Origin of the sequence: Burkholderia ambifaria AMMD (assembly GCF_000203915.1) — a bacterium.
Lineage (GTDB): Bacteria > Pseudomonadota > Gammaproteobacteria > Burkholderiales > Burkholderiaceae > Burkholderia > Burkholderia ambifaria.
The window spans coordinates 2,988,908-3,002,989 of sequence record NC_008390.1 but is presented as its reverse complement, the minus strand read 5'-3'; the positions used below and the strand labels follow the sequence as shown (position 1 = coordinate 3,002,989).

The 14,082-nt window shown below is 66.9% G+C and carries 12 protein-coding genes; 5 read left to right on the top strand and 7 right to left on the bottom strand.

All coding sequences use genetic code 11. The features are described from left to right. Positions 1 to 14: 14 nt before the first annotated feature. Together BAMB_RS13765 and BAMB_RS13760 are read left to right on the top strand one after the other, a co-directional pair. Positions 15 to 842, top strand: a complete 828-nt coding sequence (locus BAMB_RS13765) for a ferritin-like domain-containing protein (RefSeq protein ID WP_011657853.1) — start codon at positions 15 to 17, stop codon at positions 840 to 842. Between the two features lie 66 nt (positions 843 to 908). Then, on the top strand, positions 909 to 1,418 hold the full coding sequence (locus BAMB_RS13760; protein ID WP_011657852.1) for a hypothetical protein: 510 nt from the start codon (positions 909 to 911) through the stop codon (positions 1,416 to 1,418). On the opposite strand, the gene BAMB_RS13755 is transcribed toward BAMB_RS13760, so the two are convergent. The 3 genes from BAMB_RS13755 to BAMB_RS13745 all read right to left on the bottom strand — a co-directional run bounded on the left by BAMB_RS13755 (position 1,412) and on the right by BAMB_RS13745 (position 5,066). Continuing rightward, positions 1,412 to 2,854 carry a DEAD/DEAH box helicase gene (locus BAMB_RS13755; RefSeq protein WP_011657851.1) on the bottom strand — a complete coding sequence of 481 codons (1,443 nt, stop codon included), beginning with the start codon at positions 2,852 to 2,854 and terminating at the stop codon, positions 1,412 to 1,414. The two genes, BAMB_RS13760 and BAMB_RS13755, sit on opposite strands and share 7 nt — an antisense overlap. Before the next feature lie 129 nt (positions 2,855 to 2,983). Beyond that, a complete protein-coding gene (locus BAMB_RS13750; RefSeq protein WP_006757973.1) occupies positions 2,984 to 4,282 on the bottom strand; it encodes a c-type cytochrome in 1,299 nt (432 codons plus the stop codon). A 19-nt stretch (positions 4,283 to 4,301) separates the two neighbouring features. Beyond that, positions 4,302 to 5,066 (bottom strand): c-type cytochrome, encoded by a 765-nt coding sequence (locus BAMB_RS13745; RefSeq protein WP_041489853.1) that lies wholly within the window; start codon positions 5,064 to 5,066, stop codon positions 4,302 to 4,304. Between the two features lie 380 nt (positions 5,067 to 5,446). On the opposite strand from BAMB_RS13745, the gene BAMB_RS13740 reads away from it, so the two are divergent. Further along, on the top strand, positions 5,447 to 6,379 hold the full coding sequence (locus BAMB_RS13740) for a CopD family protein (RefSeq protein WP_011657850.1): 933 nt from the start codon (positions 5,447 to 5,449) through the stop codon (positions 6,377 to 6,379). Between the two features lie 160 nt (positions 6,380 to 6,539). On the opposite strand, the gene dgoD is transcribed toward BAMB_RS13740, so the two are convergent. After that, positions 6,540 to 7,688, bottom strand: a complete 1,149-nt coding sequence (dgoD, locus tag BAMB_RS13735) for a galactonate dehydratase (RefSeq protein ID WP_006751313.1) — start codon at positions 7,686 to 7,688, stop codon at positions 6,540 to 6,542. A gap of 133 nt (positions 7,689 to 7,821) precedes the next feature. Between dgoD and BAMB_RS13730 the strand changes: the two genes are divergently transcribed. Next, positions 7,822 to 8,526: a FadR/GntR family transcriptional regulator gene (locus BAMB_RS13730; RefSeq protein WP_041491394.1), complete on the top strand. Its 705-nt coding sequence runs from the start codon at positions 7,822 to 7,824 to the stop codon at positions 8,524 to 8,526. Positions 8,527 to 8,553: 27 nt separating this feature from the next. Here the strand turns inward: BAMB_RS13730 and BAMB_RS13725 are convergent, their stop codons facing one another. Beyond that, positions 8,554 to 8,802 carry a DUF1272 domain-containing protein gene (locus tag BAMB_RS13725; RefSeq protein WP_011657848.1) on the bottom strand — a complete coding sequence of 83 codons (249 nt, stop codon included), beginning with the start codon at positions 8,800 to 8,802 and terminating at the stop codon, positions 8,554 to 8,556. A gap of 153 nt (positions 8,803 to 8,955) precedes the next feature. Between BAMB_RS13725 and BAMB_RS13720 the strand changes: the two genes are divergently transcribed. Then, positions 8,956 to 9,303: a GFA family protein gene (locus tag BAMB_RS13720; protein WP_011657847.1), complete on the top strand. Its 348-nt coding sequence runs from the start codon at positions 8,956 to 8,958 to the stop codon at positions 9,301 to 9,303. Between the two features lie 34 nt (positions 9,304 to 9,337). Here BAMB_RS13720 and BAMB_RS13715 read toward each other — a convergent pair whose 3' ends face one another. Both BAMB_RS13715 and BAMB_RS34900 read right to left on the bottom strand, forming a co-directional pair. Further along, the gene (locus tag BAMB_RS13715) at positions 9,338 to 12,445 is read right to left on the bottom strand and encodes a transglycosylase domain-containing protein (protein WP_011657846.1); all 3,108 of its coding nucleotides are present in this window, start codon (positions 12,443 to 12,445) and stop codon (positions 9,338 to 9,340) included. A gap of 266 nt (positions 12,446 to 12,711) precedes the next feature. Next, a protein-coding gene (locus BAMB_RS34900) for an IS3 family transposase (protein WP_085963142.1) occupies positions 12,712 to 14,072 on the bottom strand; the annotation gives its coding sequence in 2 pieces (ribosomal slippage) (positions 12,712 to 13,610 and positions 13,610 to 14,072; 1,362 coding nt in all). Positions 14,073 to 14,082: the final 10 nt, after the last annotated feature.

The window sequence follows — 14,082 nt, the reverse complement described above, 5'->3', positions numbered from 1 at the left end:
GGGAGCGCATCACCATGCCTACTGAAACGACGCATGTCATGCCGTGGCGTATCGAGGACATCGACCTGAACCGGATCGATCGTCAGCGTGCCGCCGCAAACGAGGATCTGCTGCTGCTGCTGTGCGCGTCGTCGTTCATCGAAAGCGGCTCGGATCTCTACACGAGCAACCTGAGCGAGTTCTTCAACGACGACCCGGAAGTGTCCGCGTGGCTCAACACGGCGTGGGAGCCCGAGGAACTGCAGCACGGGCGCGCGCTGAAGGCGTACATCGCGCACGTGTGGCCCGAGTTCGACTGGGACACCGCGTTCGCGAATTTCTTCGCCGAGTATTCGAAGACCTGCTCGGTCGACGCGTTCGAGAAGACCCGCGCGCTCGAGATGGTCGCACGCTGCGTCGTCGAGACGGGCACGGCCACGCTCTATCGTGCGATCAACGAATGCTCGGACGAGCCGGTGCTGAAGGAAATCACCGACAACATCCGCACCGACGAAGTGCGTCACTACAAGCACTTCTTCAAGTTCTTCAAGAAGTACAACAAGCTCGAAGGCAACGGCCGGCTCGCGGTGCTCGGCGCGCTGATGCGCCGCGTGATGGAAATCAAGAACGAGGATTCGGAGATCGCGCTGCGCCACGTGTTCGCGATCCGCTATCCGGAGCGCGTCGGCGACAGCCAGTACAACCGCGAGCGCGTCGCCCGCATCAGCTCGCTCGTGCGGCGCAACCTGTCGGCCGACATGTGCGTGAAGATGCTGCTCAAGCCGCTCGACCTGCCCGCGAAGATCCAGCCGGGCGTCCACTATCCGCTGACGAAGATCACGCGGCACGTGTTCATGCGCTGATCGTCACCGCGCGGCCCAGCGCGTATGCTGCGGCATCATCGTCTGCTTTTCACCGGGGCCGCCATCATGACCGATTCCCATCGCCACGCGCTCGAACAATGGACGTTCGACGCGTGGCCGCCGGCCGTCGTCGCGCTGTTCGACGGCACCGCGCTCGAGCGCCATGCCGACTTCGCCGCGTCGCTGATCGTCGCGACCGACGACGACCAGCTGCGCACGACGCTGCTCAGTGTCGGCGAGATTCATGCGCGCGACGCGCATATGCTGCTGCTCGCGCTATGGCCGCAATCGCGCGCGGCGCGTGCGATCGCGCAGCGCCGCGCGGCCGCGCTGACGCTCGTCGCGGACGGCGCATTTTTTCAGGCACAACTGAGGATCGAGCCGCTCGAAGGAGACTTCGGCGGACTGGCCGGCTTCGCCGCGACGATCGCGCACGGCGATGCGCAGCGGGTCGGCTATGCGCGTCTCGCGACGGGTGTCACGTTTGCGCTGGAAGGAGAGATGCGCGCCGAGGTGCTCGCGCGCTGGCAAAGCCAGGTCGAGCACCTGCGGCGCGCGGCCGCGCGGCTTCAGTGACCGCGCTGGCCGCTGCGCGACGAACGGTTGCGGTTCGGGTGCGCGGCGTTGCCGCTCGCGGGGCGTGCGGCGTTGCCGCCGGACGGACGGCCGCCGCCGGCATTGCCGCCCGCGCCGCCGGCCGTGCGCGGCTTGGCTGCCTTCGCGGCCTTCGGCTGAGCACCGCCTTCACGCTTCGCGGCCGGCTGGCCTGAGCCGCCTGCTCGCGGCTGGCGATTGCCACCGCCGCCGCCGGCATTGCCGCCACGCGGCTGCTGGCCGCGGCGCTGCTGGATCGGTTCCGGCTTCGCGCTCGGATCGGGTTCGAAGCCCGCGATCACTTCCTGCGGAATCTCGCGCTTGATCAGCCGCTCGATGTCGCGCAGCAGCTGCTTCTCGTCGACGCACACGAGCGACACGGCTTCACCGGTCGCGCCCGCGCGGCCCGTGCGGCCGATCCGGTGCACGTAGTCTTCCGGCACGTTCGGCAGGTCGAAGTTGACGACGTGCGGCAGCTGGTCGATGTCGATCCCGCGTGCGGCGATGTCGGTCGCGACCAGCACCTGCAGCGTGCTGCTCTTGAACTCCGCGAGCGCGCGCGTGCGGGCCGACTGGCTCTTGTTGCCGTGGATCGCCATCGCGCTGATGCCGTCCTTCGTCAGCTGTTCGGCGAGCCGGTTCGCGCCGTGCTTGGTGCGCGTGAACACGAGCACCTGGAACCAGTTGTGTTCGCGGATCAGGTGCGTGAGCAGCTCGCGCTTGCGATCGCGATCGACCGGGTGGATCTTCTGCGCGACGCTTTCCGCGGTGGTGTTGCGGCGCGCGACTTCGATCAGCGCCGGCGAATCGAGCAGGCTGTCGGCGAGCGACTTGATCTCGTCGGAGAACGTAGCCGAGAACAGCAGGTTCTGGCGCTGCGGCGGCAGCTTCGCCAGCACGCGCTTGATGTCGTGGATGAAGCCCATGTCGAGCATCCGGTCGGCTTCGTCGAGCACGAGGATGTCGAGATTCGACAGGTCGATCGTCTTCTGCTGCATGTGATCGAGCAGACGCCCCGGCGTCGCGACGACGATGTCGACGCCGCGCTTGAGTGCGTCGATCTGCGGATTGATGCTGACGCCGCCGAACATCACGGTCGAGCGCAGCTTCACGTACTTGCTGTATGCGCGCACGCTTTCCTCGACCTGGGCGGCGAGTTCGCGCGTCGGCGTGAGGATCAGCGCACGCACCGCGCGCTTTGCACCGCGATGCTCGGCGTAATACGTGTGCAGACGCTGCAGGATCGGCAGCGTGAAGCCGGCGGTCTTGCCGGTGCCGGTCTGTGCGCCGGCGAGCAGGTCGCCGCCGCCGAGGACGGCGGGGATGGCCTGCTGCTGGATGGGGGTCGGCGATGTGTAGCCGAGCTCATTGACCGCCTTGACCAGCGGTTCGGCCAAGCCGAGAGATTCGAAAGACATAGATACCACTCTTGAGTTTTATGATTTGCGACGCCTCGCGCGGCCTGCGCGGGGAATGGCGTCGCAAAAAGCAAAGGGGCGCGGCTGCGGTTTTCCCGCAGCCGCGCCCCCGTCTGTGTCGCGCGTTATTTAGTCAAGCGGCGCGGAACGCAGGTCGCTCACCTGTTGCGGCGAGATCGGCGTACCGTTGTTGCCCCACGACATCCGGATATACGTGACGACTGCCGCAACTTCCTGGTTCGACAGCGACTGTGCGAACGGCGGCATCCCGTACGGACGGGGATTCTTGAACGTGCTCGGCGGGTAGCCACCGTTCAGCACCATGCGGATCGGGTTGACTGCCGATTCCATCACGATCGAATGGTTGCCCGCGAGCGGCGGATACGCGGGCGGCTTGCCTGCGCCGGTTTCGGCGTGGCAGGTCGCGCAATTGTCCGCGTAGATCTTCTTGCCCTGGTCGAACAGCGTGTTGCCGAACTGCTTCGACGGCTCGTACTGCATGTTCTTCGGCGCTTCAGCCTTCTGCGGGATCGACTTCAGGTACGTCGACATTGCGCGCGTATCTTCGTCGTTCATGTACTGGAGGCTGTTGTGCACGACGTCGGCCATCGGGCCGAATACCGCGCCCTTGTTCGACACGCCGGCCTGCAGCAGGTCGGACAGCTCCTGCACGTGCCAGTCGCCGAGGCCGAGTTCCTTGTCGTTCGTCAGCGACGGAGCATACCAGTTCTGCAGCGGGATCAGGCCGCCCGCGAAGGCTGCCGAGTTCACCGGGCCGCCCATCATGTTGATCGACGTGTGGCACATCGAGCAGTGGCCGAGGCCTTCGACGAGGTACGCGCCGCGGTTCCATTCGACCGACTTGGTCGGATCCGGCTTGTATTCGCCTTCCTTGAAGAACAGCGTGCGCCAGCCGATCAGCAGGTTGCGGTTGTTGAACGGGAACTTCAGTTCGTGCGGACGGCTCGGCACCGAGACCGGCGGGACCGAACGCAGGTACGCGTAGATCGCGTCCGAATCGGCGCGCGTGACCTTCGTGTAGCTCGCGAACGGGAAGCCCGGGTAGAGCAGGCTGCCGTCCTTCGAACGACCGGTGTGCATCGCGCGGTAGAAGTCGTCCGACGTCCACTTGCCGATGCCGTCCTTGTCGTCCGGCGTGATGTTCGGCGTGTACATCGTGCCGAACGGCGTCGCCATCGGCAGGCCGCCCGCGAACGACTTGCCGCCGCGCACGGTGTGGCACGCGATACAGTCGCCGACGCGCGCGAGGTATTCGCCCTTCTTGATCAGCGCGGCCTGGTCGGCCGGCGTGGCTGCGACGGCAGCAGCGCCGTGCAGCGTGTCGTTGCCCGGCCACAGGACCGGCACGAGGGCGACTGCCGCGACGATCGCGACAGCCGAGAGTGCAAACAGGGACTTGCGTTTCATTGTGTCTGTCTCCCTTGCCTTATTGCGGTTCGCTGCCGCAGGCGAGCGGAGTCTTCATCGAACGCGCCGGGGCCGGCACGGGGTTGGCGGGCGCCGGTTGCGCGGCGAGCCACGCGGTCACGGCCGTGACGTCTTCATCCGACAGCTTCGACGCGATGTCGTGCATGCAATCCGGTGCCTTCGCGTGGCGGTTGCCCGAGCGCCATGCGCCGAGCTGTGCGCTCAGGTAATCGGCGTGCAGGCCGACGAGGCCCGGGATCGCCGGCTGCATGCCGGTCAGCCCGGCGCCGTGGCAGGCCACGCAGGCCGGCAGCTTGCGCGACGGATCGCCTTGCGTGACGAGCTGCTTGCCGCGCGCGAGCGTGGCGGCCGGCAGCGTCGGCTTGGCGGGCGTCGGGTACGGCGGACGCTCGGCCGAGAAGTGCTCGGCGATCTCTTTCAGGTAATCGTCGTTCAGGTACGTCAGCAGGTAGTTCATCGGCGGGTACTTGCGCCGTCCGTCACGGAAGTTGACGAGCTGGTTGTACAGGTACTCGGCCGGCTTGCCGGCAAGACGCGGGAAGTAGTCGTTATCGGTGCCCTGGCCGTGAACGCCGTGGCATGCGGTACAGCCGCGCACACGCTCGGCCATCGTATCGGGTGCCTTGAGCGGCGCCTGCTGGGCGTGCGCTTGCTCCGTGGGCTTGGTCTGCGCTTGAGCAGCGCTCATAAGGCCCGCGCCACCGATCAAGAGAACGGCGAGCAACGGACGGAAGAGGCGTCTTGAAGACACACGAGACTCCATGTTTATTCGTCGGGGACCTGTCCGGGCTACGATCGGCTCGGCGCATGGATGGCAGGGCAGCCGGGCTGCTGCGACGCGGCATTCTATCATCGATGGGTAATGACGGCTATTTGGCAAAAGGACATCGGTTCCTGTCTGTTTGCGACTTGCGACAATTTGCCGCGCGATATGTACGGATGATGTGAACCGGCGTGCGCTTTGACCATCGAAGACCGTACACTCGCGGGTCGCGCGGCGCCGCCTCCGCCGCAGACCCAGTCATTTCTCCCGTTTCCGGATTCATCGATGACGTTCCCTACCGTGCCGTTGCCGTCTCCCCGCTGTCGTTCCACTTGCTGCCGCCGCGTCGCCGGCCGGCCGTTTCCGGGAGGGCGCGCGCGATGAGGATCGACAGCTTGTGGATCGGGCAGGTCGCGCTTGCGGCCTTGATGGACGCGACGTTCGCGATGGCGGTCGGCTCGGCGCTGCTCAAGGCGTGGCTCGGCAAGGACGGCGCGCGGCCGGTCGTCGCGCCGTCGCATCATGCATGGCTGCGCGCGCAACATTCGCTGGTCGCGGCGGCGCTGGCGCTCGTGCTCGCCGATCTCGGCTGGCTCGTGTATGAAGCCGCGTCGATGAGCGGCGCGGGGCTCGGCGGCGCGTTCGATGCGATCCCGACCATGCTGATGCAGACGCATGCGGGCTTTGCGTGGAGCGTCGCGTTCGCCGGTGCCGTGCTGCTCGCGATCGTCGCGCTGGCGAAGCCCGAGGGCCCGGTCGCGCACGCGGTGCTGTGGCTCGCGGTGATCGTGGTCGCGGCCGGCAAGGCGTCGCTCGGCCATGCGGCCGACACGGGCCCGCTGTCGGCAGCGGTCGGCGTGCAGACGCTGCACCTGCTCGCCACCGCGGTGTGGGGCGGCCTCGTGCTCGCGGCCGGGCTCGCGGTGCTGCCGGTGCTCGGTTCGTCGGTCGCGCGCGGCGCGCTGATCCGGATCGGCCAGCAACTGTCGCGAACCTCGGCGATCGCGGTCGTCTTCGTGCTCGGCACCGGCGTGCTCAATGCGCTGCGCGGGCTCGGCGGCTCGCTCGCACCGCTCGACGGCAGCACGTGGGGGCGCGTGCTGTTGCTCAAGCTGCTGCTCGTCGCGCTCGCGCTCGTACTCGGCGGGCTGAACCGCTTCTCCGCGCTGCCGCGCCTGCGCCGTACCGCGTCGACCGAAGACGCGCACACGTTCCGCAACATCCTGCATCTCGAAGCGCTGACGATGATCGCGGTGTTCGTCGCGGCCGCGGTGCTGTCGTTCTGCGTGCCGGGGTTCGCGGCGCTCGGCTGACGGCAGGTTCGGAGCGGGGTGCCGTTTCCGCGTGAGCTGCGTGAGCCGCATGAGCCGCATGCCGCGGATGTAAAAGCGGCCGCCTGTCGGGCGGCCGTCTCGACCTGCAATGCGCGGGTGGTCCGCCGCGCAATGCATCTCCTCTCACTTCACCTCCGCATCACCACTCGGCGACGCTGCCGTCCGCATGGCGCCACACCGGATTGCGCCAGCGATGGCCCGTCTTCGCCATCTCGCGCACCTTCTCCTCGTTGACGTCGATGCCGAGCCCCGGCCCTTGCGGGATCGCGACGAAGCCGTCTTCGTAGCGGAACACCTCGGGGTTGCGCAGGTAGTCGAGCAGGTCGTTCCCCTGGTTGTAGTGGATGCCGAGGCTCTGTTCCTGGATGAACGCGTTGTAGCTGACCGCATCGAGCTGCAGGCACGCGGCCAGCGCGATCGGGCCGAGCGGGCAGTGCAGCGCGAGCGCGACGTCGTAGCTTTCCGCGAGCGTCGCGATCTTGCGGCACTCGGTGATGCCGCCCGCGTGCGACGCGTCGGGCTGGATGATGTCGACGTAGCCGCCCGCGAGGATGTGCTTGAAGTCCCAGCGCGAGTAGAGCCGCTCGCCGAGCGCGATCGGCGTGTTGGTCTGGTTCACGATGTCGCGCAGCGCCTCGGCGTTCTCCGACAGCACCGGCTCCTCGATGAACATCAGCTTGTACGGATCGAGCTCCTTCGCGAGCACCTTCGCCATTGGCTTGTGCACGCGGCCATGGAAGTCGACGCCGATCCCGACGTGCGGGCCGACCGCGTCGCGCACCGCCGCGACGTTCGCGATCACCTGCTCGACCTTGTCGTAGGTGTCGACGATCTGCAGCTCCTCGGAGCCGTTCATCTTCACGGCCTTGAAGCCGCGCTCGACCACCGCGCGCGCGTTGTTCGCGACATCGCTCGGCCGGTCGCCGCCGATCCACGAATACACCTTGATGCGGTCGCGCACCTGTCCGCCGAGCAGCGCGTGCACCGGTACGCCGTGATGCTTGCCCTTGATGTCCCACAGCGCCTGGTCGACGCCCGCGATCGCGCTCATCATGATCGGGCCGCCGCGGTAGAAGCCCGCACGGTACATCACCTGCCAGTGATCCTCGATCAGCAGCGGATCCTTGCCGACCAGATAGTCGGCGAGTTCCTGCACGGCGGCTTCGACCGTGTGCGCGCGGCCCTCGACCACCGGCTCGCCCCAGCCGACGATGCCCTCGTCGGTTTCGATCTTGAGGAACAGCCAGCGCGGCGGGACGACGAAGGTTTCGAGGCGGATGATTTTCATGTCGCGAGTCTCCTGGGTTGCGCGGCGCGGACGTGCGGATGCGGCGCCGTCGAGTACGTGACGGTTATCCTAGCGTAGCGTGATAAAAAATAGTATTAATAGCACTATTGTGCAGATAGTGGACAGCCGCGGCGTGCCCGGCCAACGGAGAACGATCATTCAACGCGACCTGCATGGACAGACGTCCTTCCGCCTTGCGACGGCGATCCTGCGCGGCGACTATCCGCCCGAATCACTGCTGCCGCGGGAGCCGGACCTGATGGAGATGTTCGGCGTGAGCCGCACGGTGCTGCGCGAGGCGCTGCGCACGCTGACGTCCAAGGGGCTGGTCGAGTCGCGGCCGAAGGTCGGCACGCGGGTGCGGCCGCGCCGCGCATGGAACCTGCTCGACGCCGACCTGCTCGACTGGTACGCGCGGGTCGCGCCGCCGCTCGCGTTCGCGCTCAAGCTGCAGGAGATGCGCGAAATGATCGAGCCCCACGCGGCCGCGCTGGCCGCGCGTTCGCACGGGGCGGGCGCGTTCGACGCGATCGATGACGCGGTGCGCGCGATGGCCGCCGCGCGCAACGTCGACGAATGGGTGCGCGCGGACCTGCGCTTTCACCTGAGCGTGCTGGAGGCTGGCGGCAACGAGCTACTGGTGCCGCTCGGCGCGCTGATCGACCGCACGCTCGAGGCGCAGCTGCACCTGAACGCACGCCGGGCGCACGTGTTCAATGCGTCGCTCGCCGAGCATGCGGCCGTGGCCGACGCAATCGGCGTGCGCGACGAGGACGGCGCGCGCCGCGCGATGGCGTCGCTGCTCGCGATCACGCGCGCGCGCATCGAGATGTCGTAACGGGAAGCGGCGCGCGATGCGGCGCCGTCAGGCGGCGTTCGCGCAGCCGCCCGGCTTGTGGATGCGCTCCGTCGACGCCGGATACTTCGCGAGCAGGCTCGCCGGCCGGCGCGGGCGAGCGACCAGGTCGCCGCCGCAGTTCGGGCAGCGGCCCTTCAGCACCTCGTCGGTGCAGGTCGCGCAGAACGTGCAGTCAAACGTACAGATGCGGGCTTCCGCCGAATCGGGCGGCAGGTCCTTGTTGCAGCATTCGCAGCCGGGGCGCAGTTCGAGCATGACGGTTTTCCTTGGTTGGGACGGGTCGGGACGGGCGCCGCCGGACATTGCGTGCGGCGCATGTGCGCGCTACTGTACCTGCATGGATCGGCCCGGCCAACGGTGTCCCGCCCGGGCGCCGTCGTCGTGCACGGGCCGCACCGGGAGACGACCATGCTCTATCGCGGAAGCTGCCATTGCGGCGACGTGAAGTTCGAGGCGGAAGGCGACCTGCAGGGCGTGATGGCCTGCAACTGCTCGATCTGCCGGCGCAAGGGCGCGCTGATGTGGTTCGTGCCGCGCGACCACATGACGCTTCTCACGCCCGACGACAATCTGTCGACCTACATGTTCAACAAGCACGTGATCCGCCATCGCTTCTGCAAGCGCTGCGGGATTCACGCGTTCGGCGAGGGGACGCATCCGAACGGCACCGAGATGGCCGCGATCAACGTGCGATGCCTCGAGGATGTCGATATCGACGCGCTGCCCGTCACGCATTTCGACGGCCGCTCGCACTGAGCGGCGCGTCGTCGCGTGAGCCCGCGGGCCGTGCTCAGGACGGCGAGACTGGCGCAGCCTGCGGCGTGGGCGTTTCCGCCTGCGGCGCGGGGCCCGCCGTGCGCGTGCCGGCTTCGACCGGGCGCTCGATCAGCGGCGCGAGCGCCGGGGCCATCGACTTCAGCAACTGCACGGCCATCGCGCTCGTGAAGTCGTAGCGCGCCGCGTACGGCTCGTGCGCGGTCGCCGTCAGCACGCCGAAGAAGCGGTCGCCGAGCACGAACACGAACGTGCCGCTGCGGTTGACCTTGCGCGACTCGATCAGCCGCGCGCCGCGTGCGTACACATTGAAGCGCTGGTCGCCCGTCCCGGTCTTGCCGTACACCGGGAGCGTCTTGCCGTCGGGCAGCGTGAAGCCGCCCGCGAGGCGCCGCGCGGTGCCGTGCTGCACGACGTCGCCCAGCAGCGTGCGCGCCACGTTGACGATCTCGGGCGACAGCAGCGGCTGCGGCTGCGCGGCCGCGCGCACGAAGCGCGTTTCGTACGGCGTGCCCTTCGCGAAGTCGAGGCGCGTGATCGTCTCGGTCGGCGCCTTCTGGCCGCCGTTCGCGATCAGGCCGATCAGTTTCGCGAGCGCGTCCGGCTGGTCGCCCGACGCGCCGATCGCGGCCGCAAACGACGGCGTGACTTCCTCGAACGGATAGCCGAGCGCGCGCCACGCCTTCGTGATTTCCCCATACGCGCGCAGCTCGACCATGTGGCGGATGCGCCGGTCCTGGGTCGCGTGGTAGCGGGTCTTGTACAGCCACGAGTACGTGTAGAAGCGCGCATCGCGGCTGTCGCGCTGGACGTCGGCGAGCGGTGCGTTCGGGTGGGCGCGCAGGTAATTGAGCGTCCACAGCGCGAGCGGGTGGACGCTCGCGATGTAGCCGCGATCGTTGAGGTTGAAGCGGTCGATCGCGTACTTCGCGTACAGCGCGGCGAGATCGTAGTCCGACATCGTCGCGGCCGGCGTGCCCTTCAGCTGCGCGCGCATGTGCGCGCTGAACCACGCGAGCGACTCGTTCGGCGCGACGCTGCGCAGCACCGTCGCGATCTTCGGCGGCGACTTGCGCACGTCCTGCAGCATCAGCGCGAGCGCGTCGTCGGGCGTCTTGCCCGCGTAGCGCGTGTAGTAGCGCTTCACGTACACCTTGCTTTCGCCGTCGACGAACTGCTCGAGGTAATGCTTGCGCTGCTCCGGATCGCCGAGCCACGACGTCGACGGGCCGGCCGCCTTCAGCATTTCATAATGGACGATGTCGCGCATCAGCCGCACGAACACCAGGTTGACCGAATGCTCGAACGCCGTATGCAGCGTCAGAATGCGGCCGTTGTCCGACTTTTCGAAGTTCGAGAACACCTGCGCGCCGCCGCCCGTGTAGAACACGTCGGGGCTCGCCGAGTACTTGCGTTCGACCGCCGCATCGAGCATCGCCTGCAGCGAGCGGTCGCGCGTGTGCGACAGGTAGTCGAGCGCCCAGCGCGACAGCCCGTCGATCGGATCGGGCTTCACGTGCGCGAGTTGCGCGTTCGGCAGGTTGCCGTAGCGCGCGTGCAGCTCGGAGACGATCTGCAGGTAGGTGATCAGCGTGCGCAGCTTCGCGGTCGAGCCGAGGTTGATGCGGCCGCCGCGGTTCACGTCGAACGGCTGGTTCACGCTGTCGGTCTGCACGCGCAGCATGTTCGCGCCGTTGCGATGCTCGTACAGCGTGAAGCTGTACGTCAGATGAGACGGGTCGTCCTTCGGCGCGAGCATCTCGAAGCCGTACAGGCCGGCGGCCTGCGCGCCGTCGCGGGTCGACGCCAGCGCGAGCCGGTTGGCGACCGCTTGCTGCACGCCGTTGTCGAGCGTGCTCGTGGCTTCCAGATCGAGCTGGTCGAGCTGGTACAGGTCGCTGATGCCGAGCGCCGAGAGCAGCGACGCGCGCGCGGACGACACGGCCTTGCGCGACACGAACGACTGCACGCGCGCGGCGGCCGGGGGCGCGGCGCGCTCGATCTGCGCGGCGAGCGCCGCATCGCGCAGCGCGGGAGAGATCACGCCGCCGTTCGACAGCAGCCGCAGGTAGCTGTCGGTCAGCTTCTGCAGCGCCGGATAGCCGCGATTCAGGAAGTACGACGGCGCGCGCTGCGCGATGATCAGCGACAGCACCTCGCGGAATGCCTTGCCCTGTTCGTCGACGTTGTCGCCGGTGGTCGGCGCGGACAGGATGCGGTTCACGTCGTTGAAGTCGCGGCCGTACCACGCGGCGAGACCGTCGCCGATACCGTTGATTTCACCCACGTGCGGCCGCGCGGCGAGCGGCACCGAGTTCAGGTAGCGCACCAGGATCGTGCGCCGCGCGAGCATCGTCTGCGGGCCGTTCAGGTACGCGAGGATCGACGCGGACGCGATCTGGCGCAGCTTCTCCGGCGGCGTCGCGGTGCGGCCGTCGGGCGAATGGCGGAACTTCTCGATCTGCGTCGCGAGCGTGCTGCCGCCCGGGCGCGCCTGGTGATGGTTGACGACGTGCAGCGCCTGATCGGCGAGCGCGCGGCTGAAGCGTCCCCAGTCGATCGCCGGATTGCGGTTCGGCTGGTTCGGGTCGAGCAGGTAGCGATCCTCGATGAACATCAGCGAATCGGCGACCACGCGCGGCACCGTGTCGAAGTCGGCGTACACGCGCTGCGGGAACACGGTCGCGAACAGCGGCGATCCGGTCGAGTCGAACAGCATCAGCCCGGCCTGATCTTTCTCTTCGTAAGGAAGGAACAGGCCGCGATCGGCGAGCGACAGCATTCGGTCGGAATCGCGCGCCTGCTTGCCGACGACGAAGCCGCGTGCGAGCAGGCGCTCCTGGAACGCGGGAATCATCGAATAACCGAGGCGCTCGTCGTACGGCCCGTTCGCAGGGAAACGGATGTGGTCGCTCGCGCCCGCCTCGACCGTGTAGCCGACATCGCGCGTGAGTTCGGACAGGTAGTGCGCCTGCATGCGCGACGTCGCGATCTCGGTCATCACGAGCCGCACAAGGATCGCCACGGCGATCACCAGCGCGGCCAGCAACGACCACTTGACCCACGTCCAGACCGATGCACTACCGGTCATGCGCGGCAGGATGCGATTCAGTGGCCGATTCATGGCGGCGTCTCCCTGGAGGCACGGGCTCCGGCCGCACCTCATTAAGGATTAGTGTAGTCCTCAACGGCCGGCTGCCAAGAGCGGTTCACTACTGAGATGCAGCCGCGCAACAGGTGTGCCCGCACCGTGCGTGGGCGGCGATGCGGCCGCCCGCGGCCCGGCTGGCGCGGCTGCGCGGCGGGCCGCGGGTTCGCCGACGGCGCGGGGCGTCGATGCAAAAAAGGTGCGCGCGATGAACTGACCCCGCAAAGTTGGACAGTTGAAGGCTAGGCGCTCAAGGGCTGAGTTCTGTATTGCACGGGACTCAGCCCTTTCAATTTGAGCTTGATGCGTTCGTGGTTGTAGTAGTGGATGTAGTGATTGAGCGTGTCGCGCAAATGCTCCACGCAAGTGAAGCGATGTCCCTTGTAGCACTCGGACTTGAGCGTGCCGAAGAAGCTTTCCATCGCAGCATTATCGAGGCAGTTCCCCTTGCGGGACATGCTTTGAGTCAGTTTGCGCCGCTTCAGTTGCCGGCGAAACGCCGGCATTCGGTATTGCCAGCCTTGGTCCGAATGCAATAGCGGTCTGTCCGTGCGTTTGAGTTTGGTCAGCGCCTTCTTGAGCATGCCGCTGACCAACTCGAAGCTTGGGCGTCGATCCATCTGGTAAGCCACGATCTCGCCGTTGTACAGATCCATCACCGGCGACAGGTACAGCTTCTGACCGCCGACGTTGAATTCCGTCACATCCGTCACCCACTTCTGATTGGCCTGTGCGGCACTAAACTGACGTTGCAGCAGGTTGGGTGCGGCTTTGCCGACTTCGCCTCGCCAGGAGCGGTATTTCTTCGGGCGCAGCAGGGATTTCAACTGCAATTGCTGCATCAGCCTCTGCACGGCCTTGTGGTTGACGAGATGCCCGGTTTGCCGAATCGCAGCCGTGACGCGTCGATAGCCGTAGCGGCCCTTGTGATGGTCGAACACCGCCCGGATCTTCGCCTTGAGATCGGCACGGCGATCGTCGACGCTCAGCGTCCCAAGCTGGTAATAGAACGTGCTACGCGCCAAGCCGGCCGCCTTCAGAAGTGCCGCTACCGGATGGTGCTGCCTAAGCTCGTGCACTATTTGCGCTTTTTCTTTTGCGCTGCCTGCTTCTTCGCCAGCAGCGCATCGAGCTTTTTTAGGTAGGCCACCTCCGCACGCAAATACTCGTTTTCCTTGAGCAATTCTTCGCGCGAGCGTTCATCCGGTGTGCCGGGTTCGGTGGGTTTGGGCGGAAGTGAAGTGGCCATCTTTCGGGGGCGCCCTCGTCGGCGAGGGGACAGTGCATCGATACCGCCCTCATGATACAGGCGCTCCCAGCCGGCTACGCAGCCCGCGCCGCGAATATCGAACAAGGCCGATACCTGGCCGTATGACAACTCGTCTCGCCACATGCGCTGCAGTACCGATAGCTTGAACTCAGCGTCGTAGCAAACGTGTTTCTTGCGTAACCCCGCGCTGCCATGCTCCCGATAGCTCGCCACCCAGCGCCCCACGACCGAGCGGCCCACTCTGTACCGATGCGCCAGCGATTCGATGCCGATTCCGCCGGCCAGATACTCGTCAACGATGCGTTGCTTGAACTGCTCGTTGTACTTCGTCATGAAAAACACC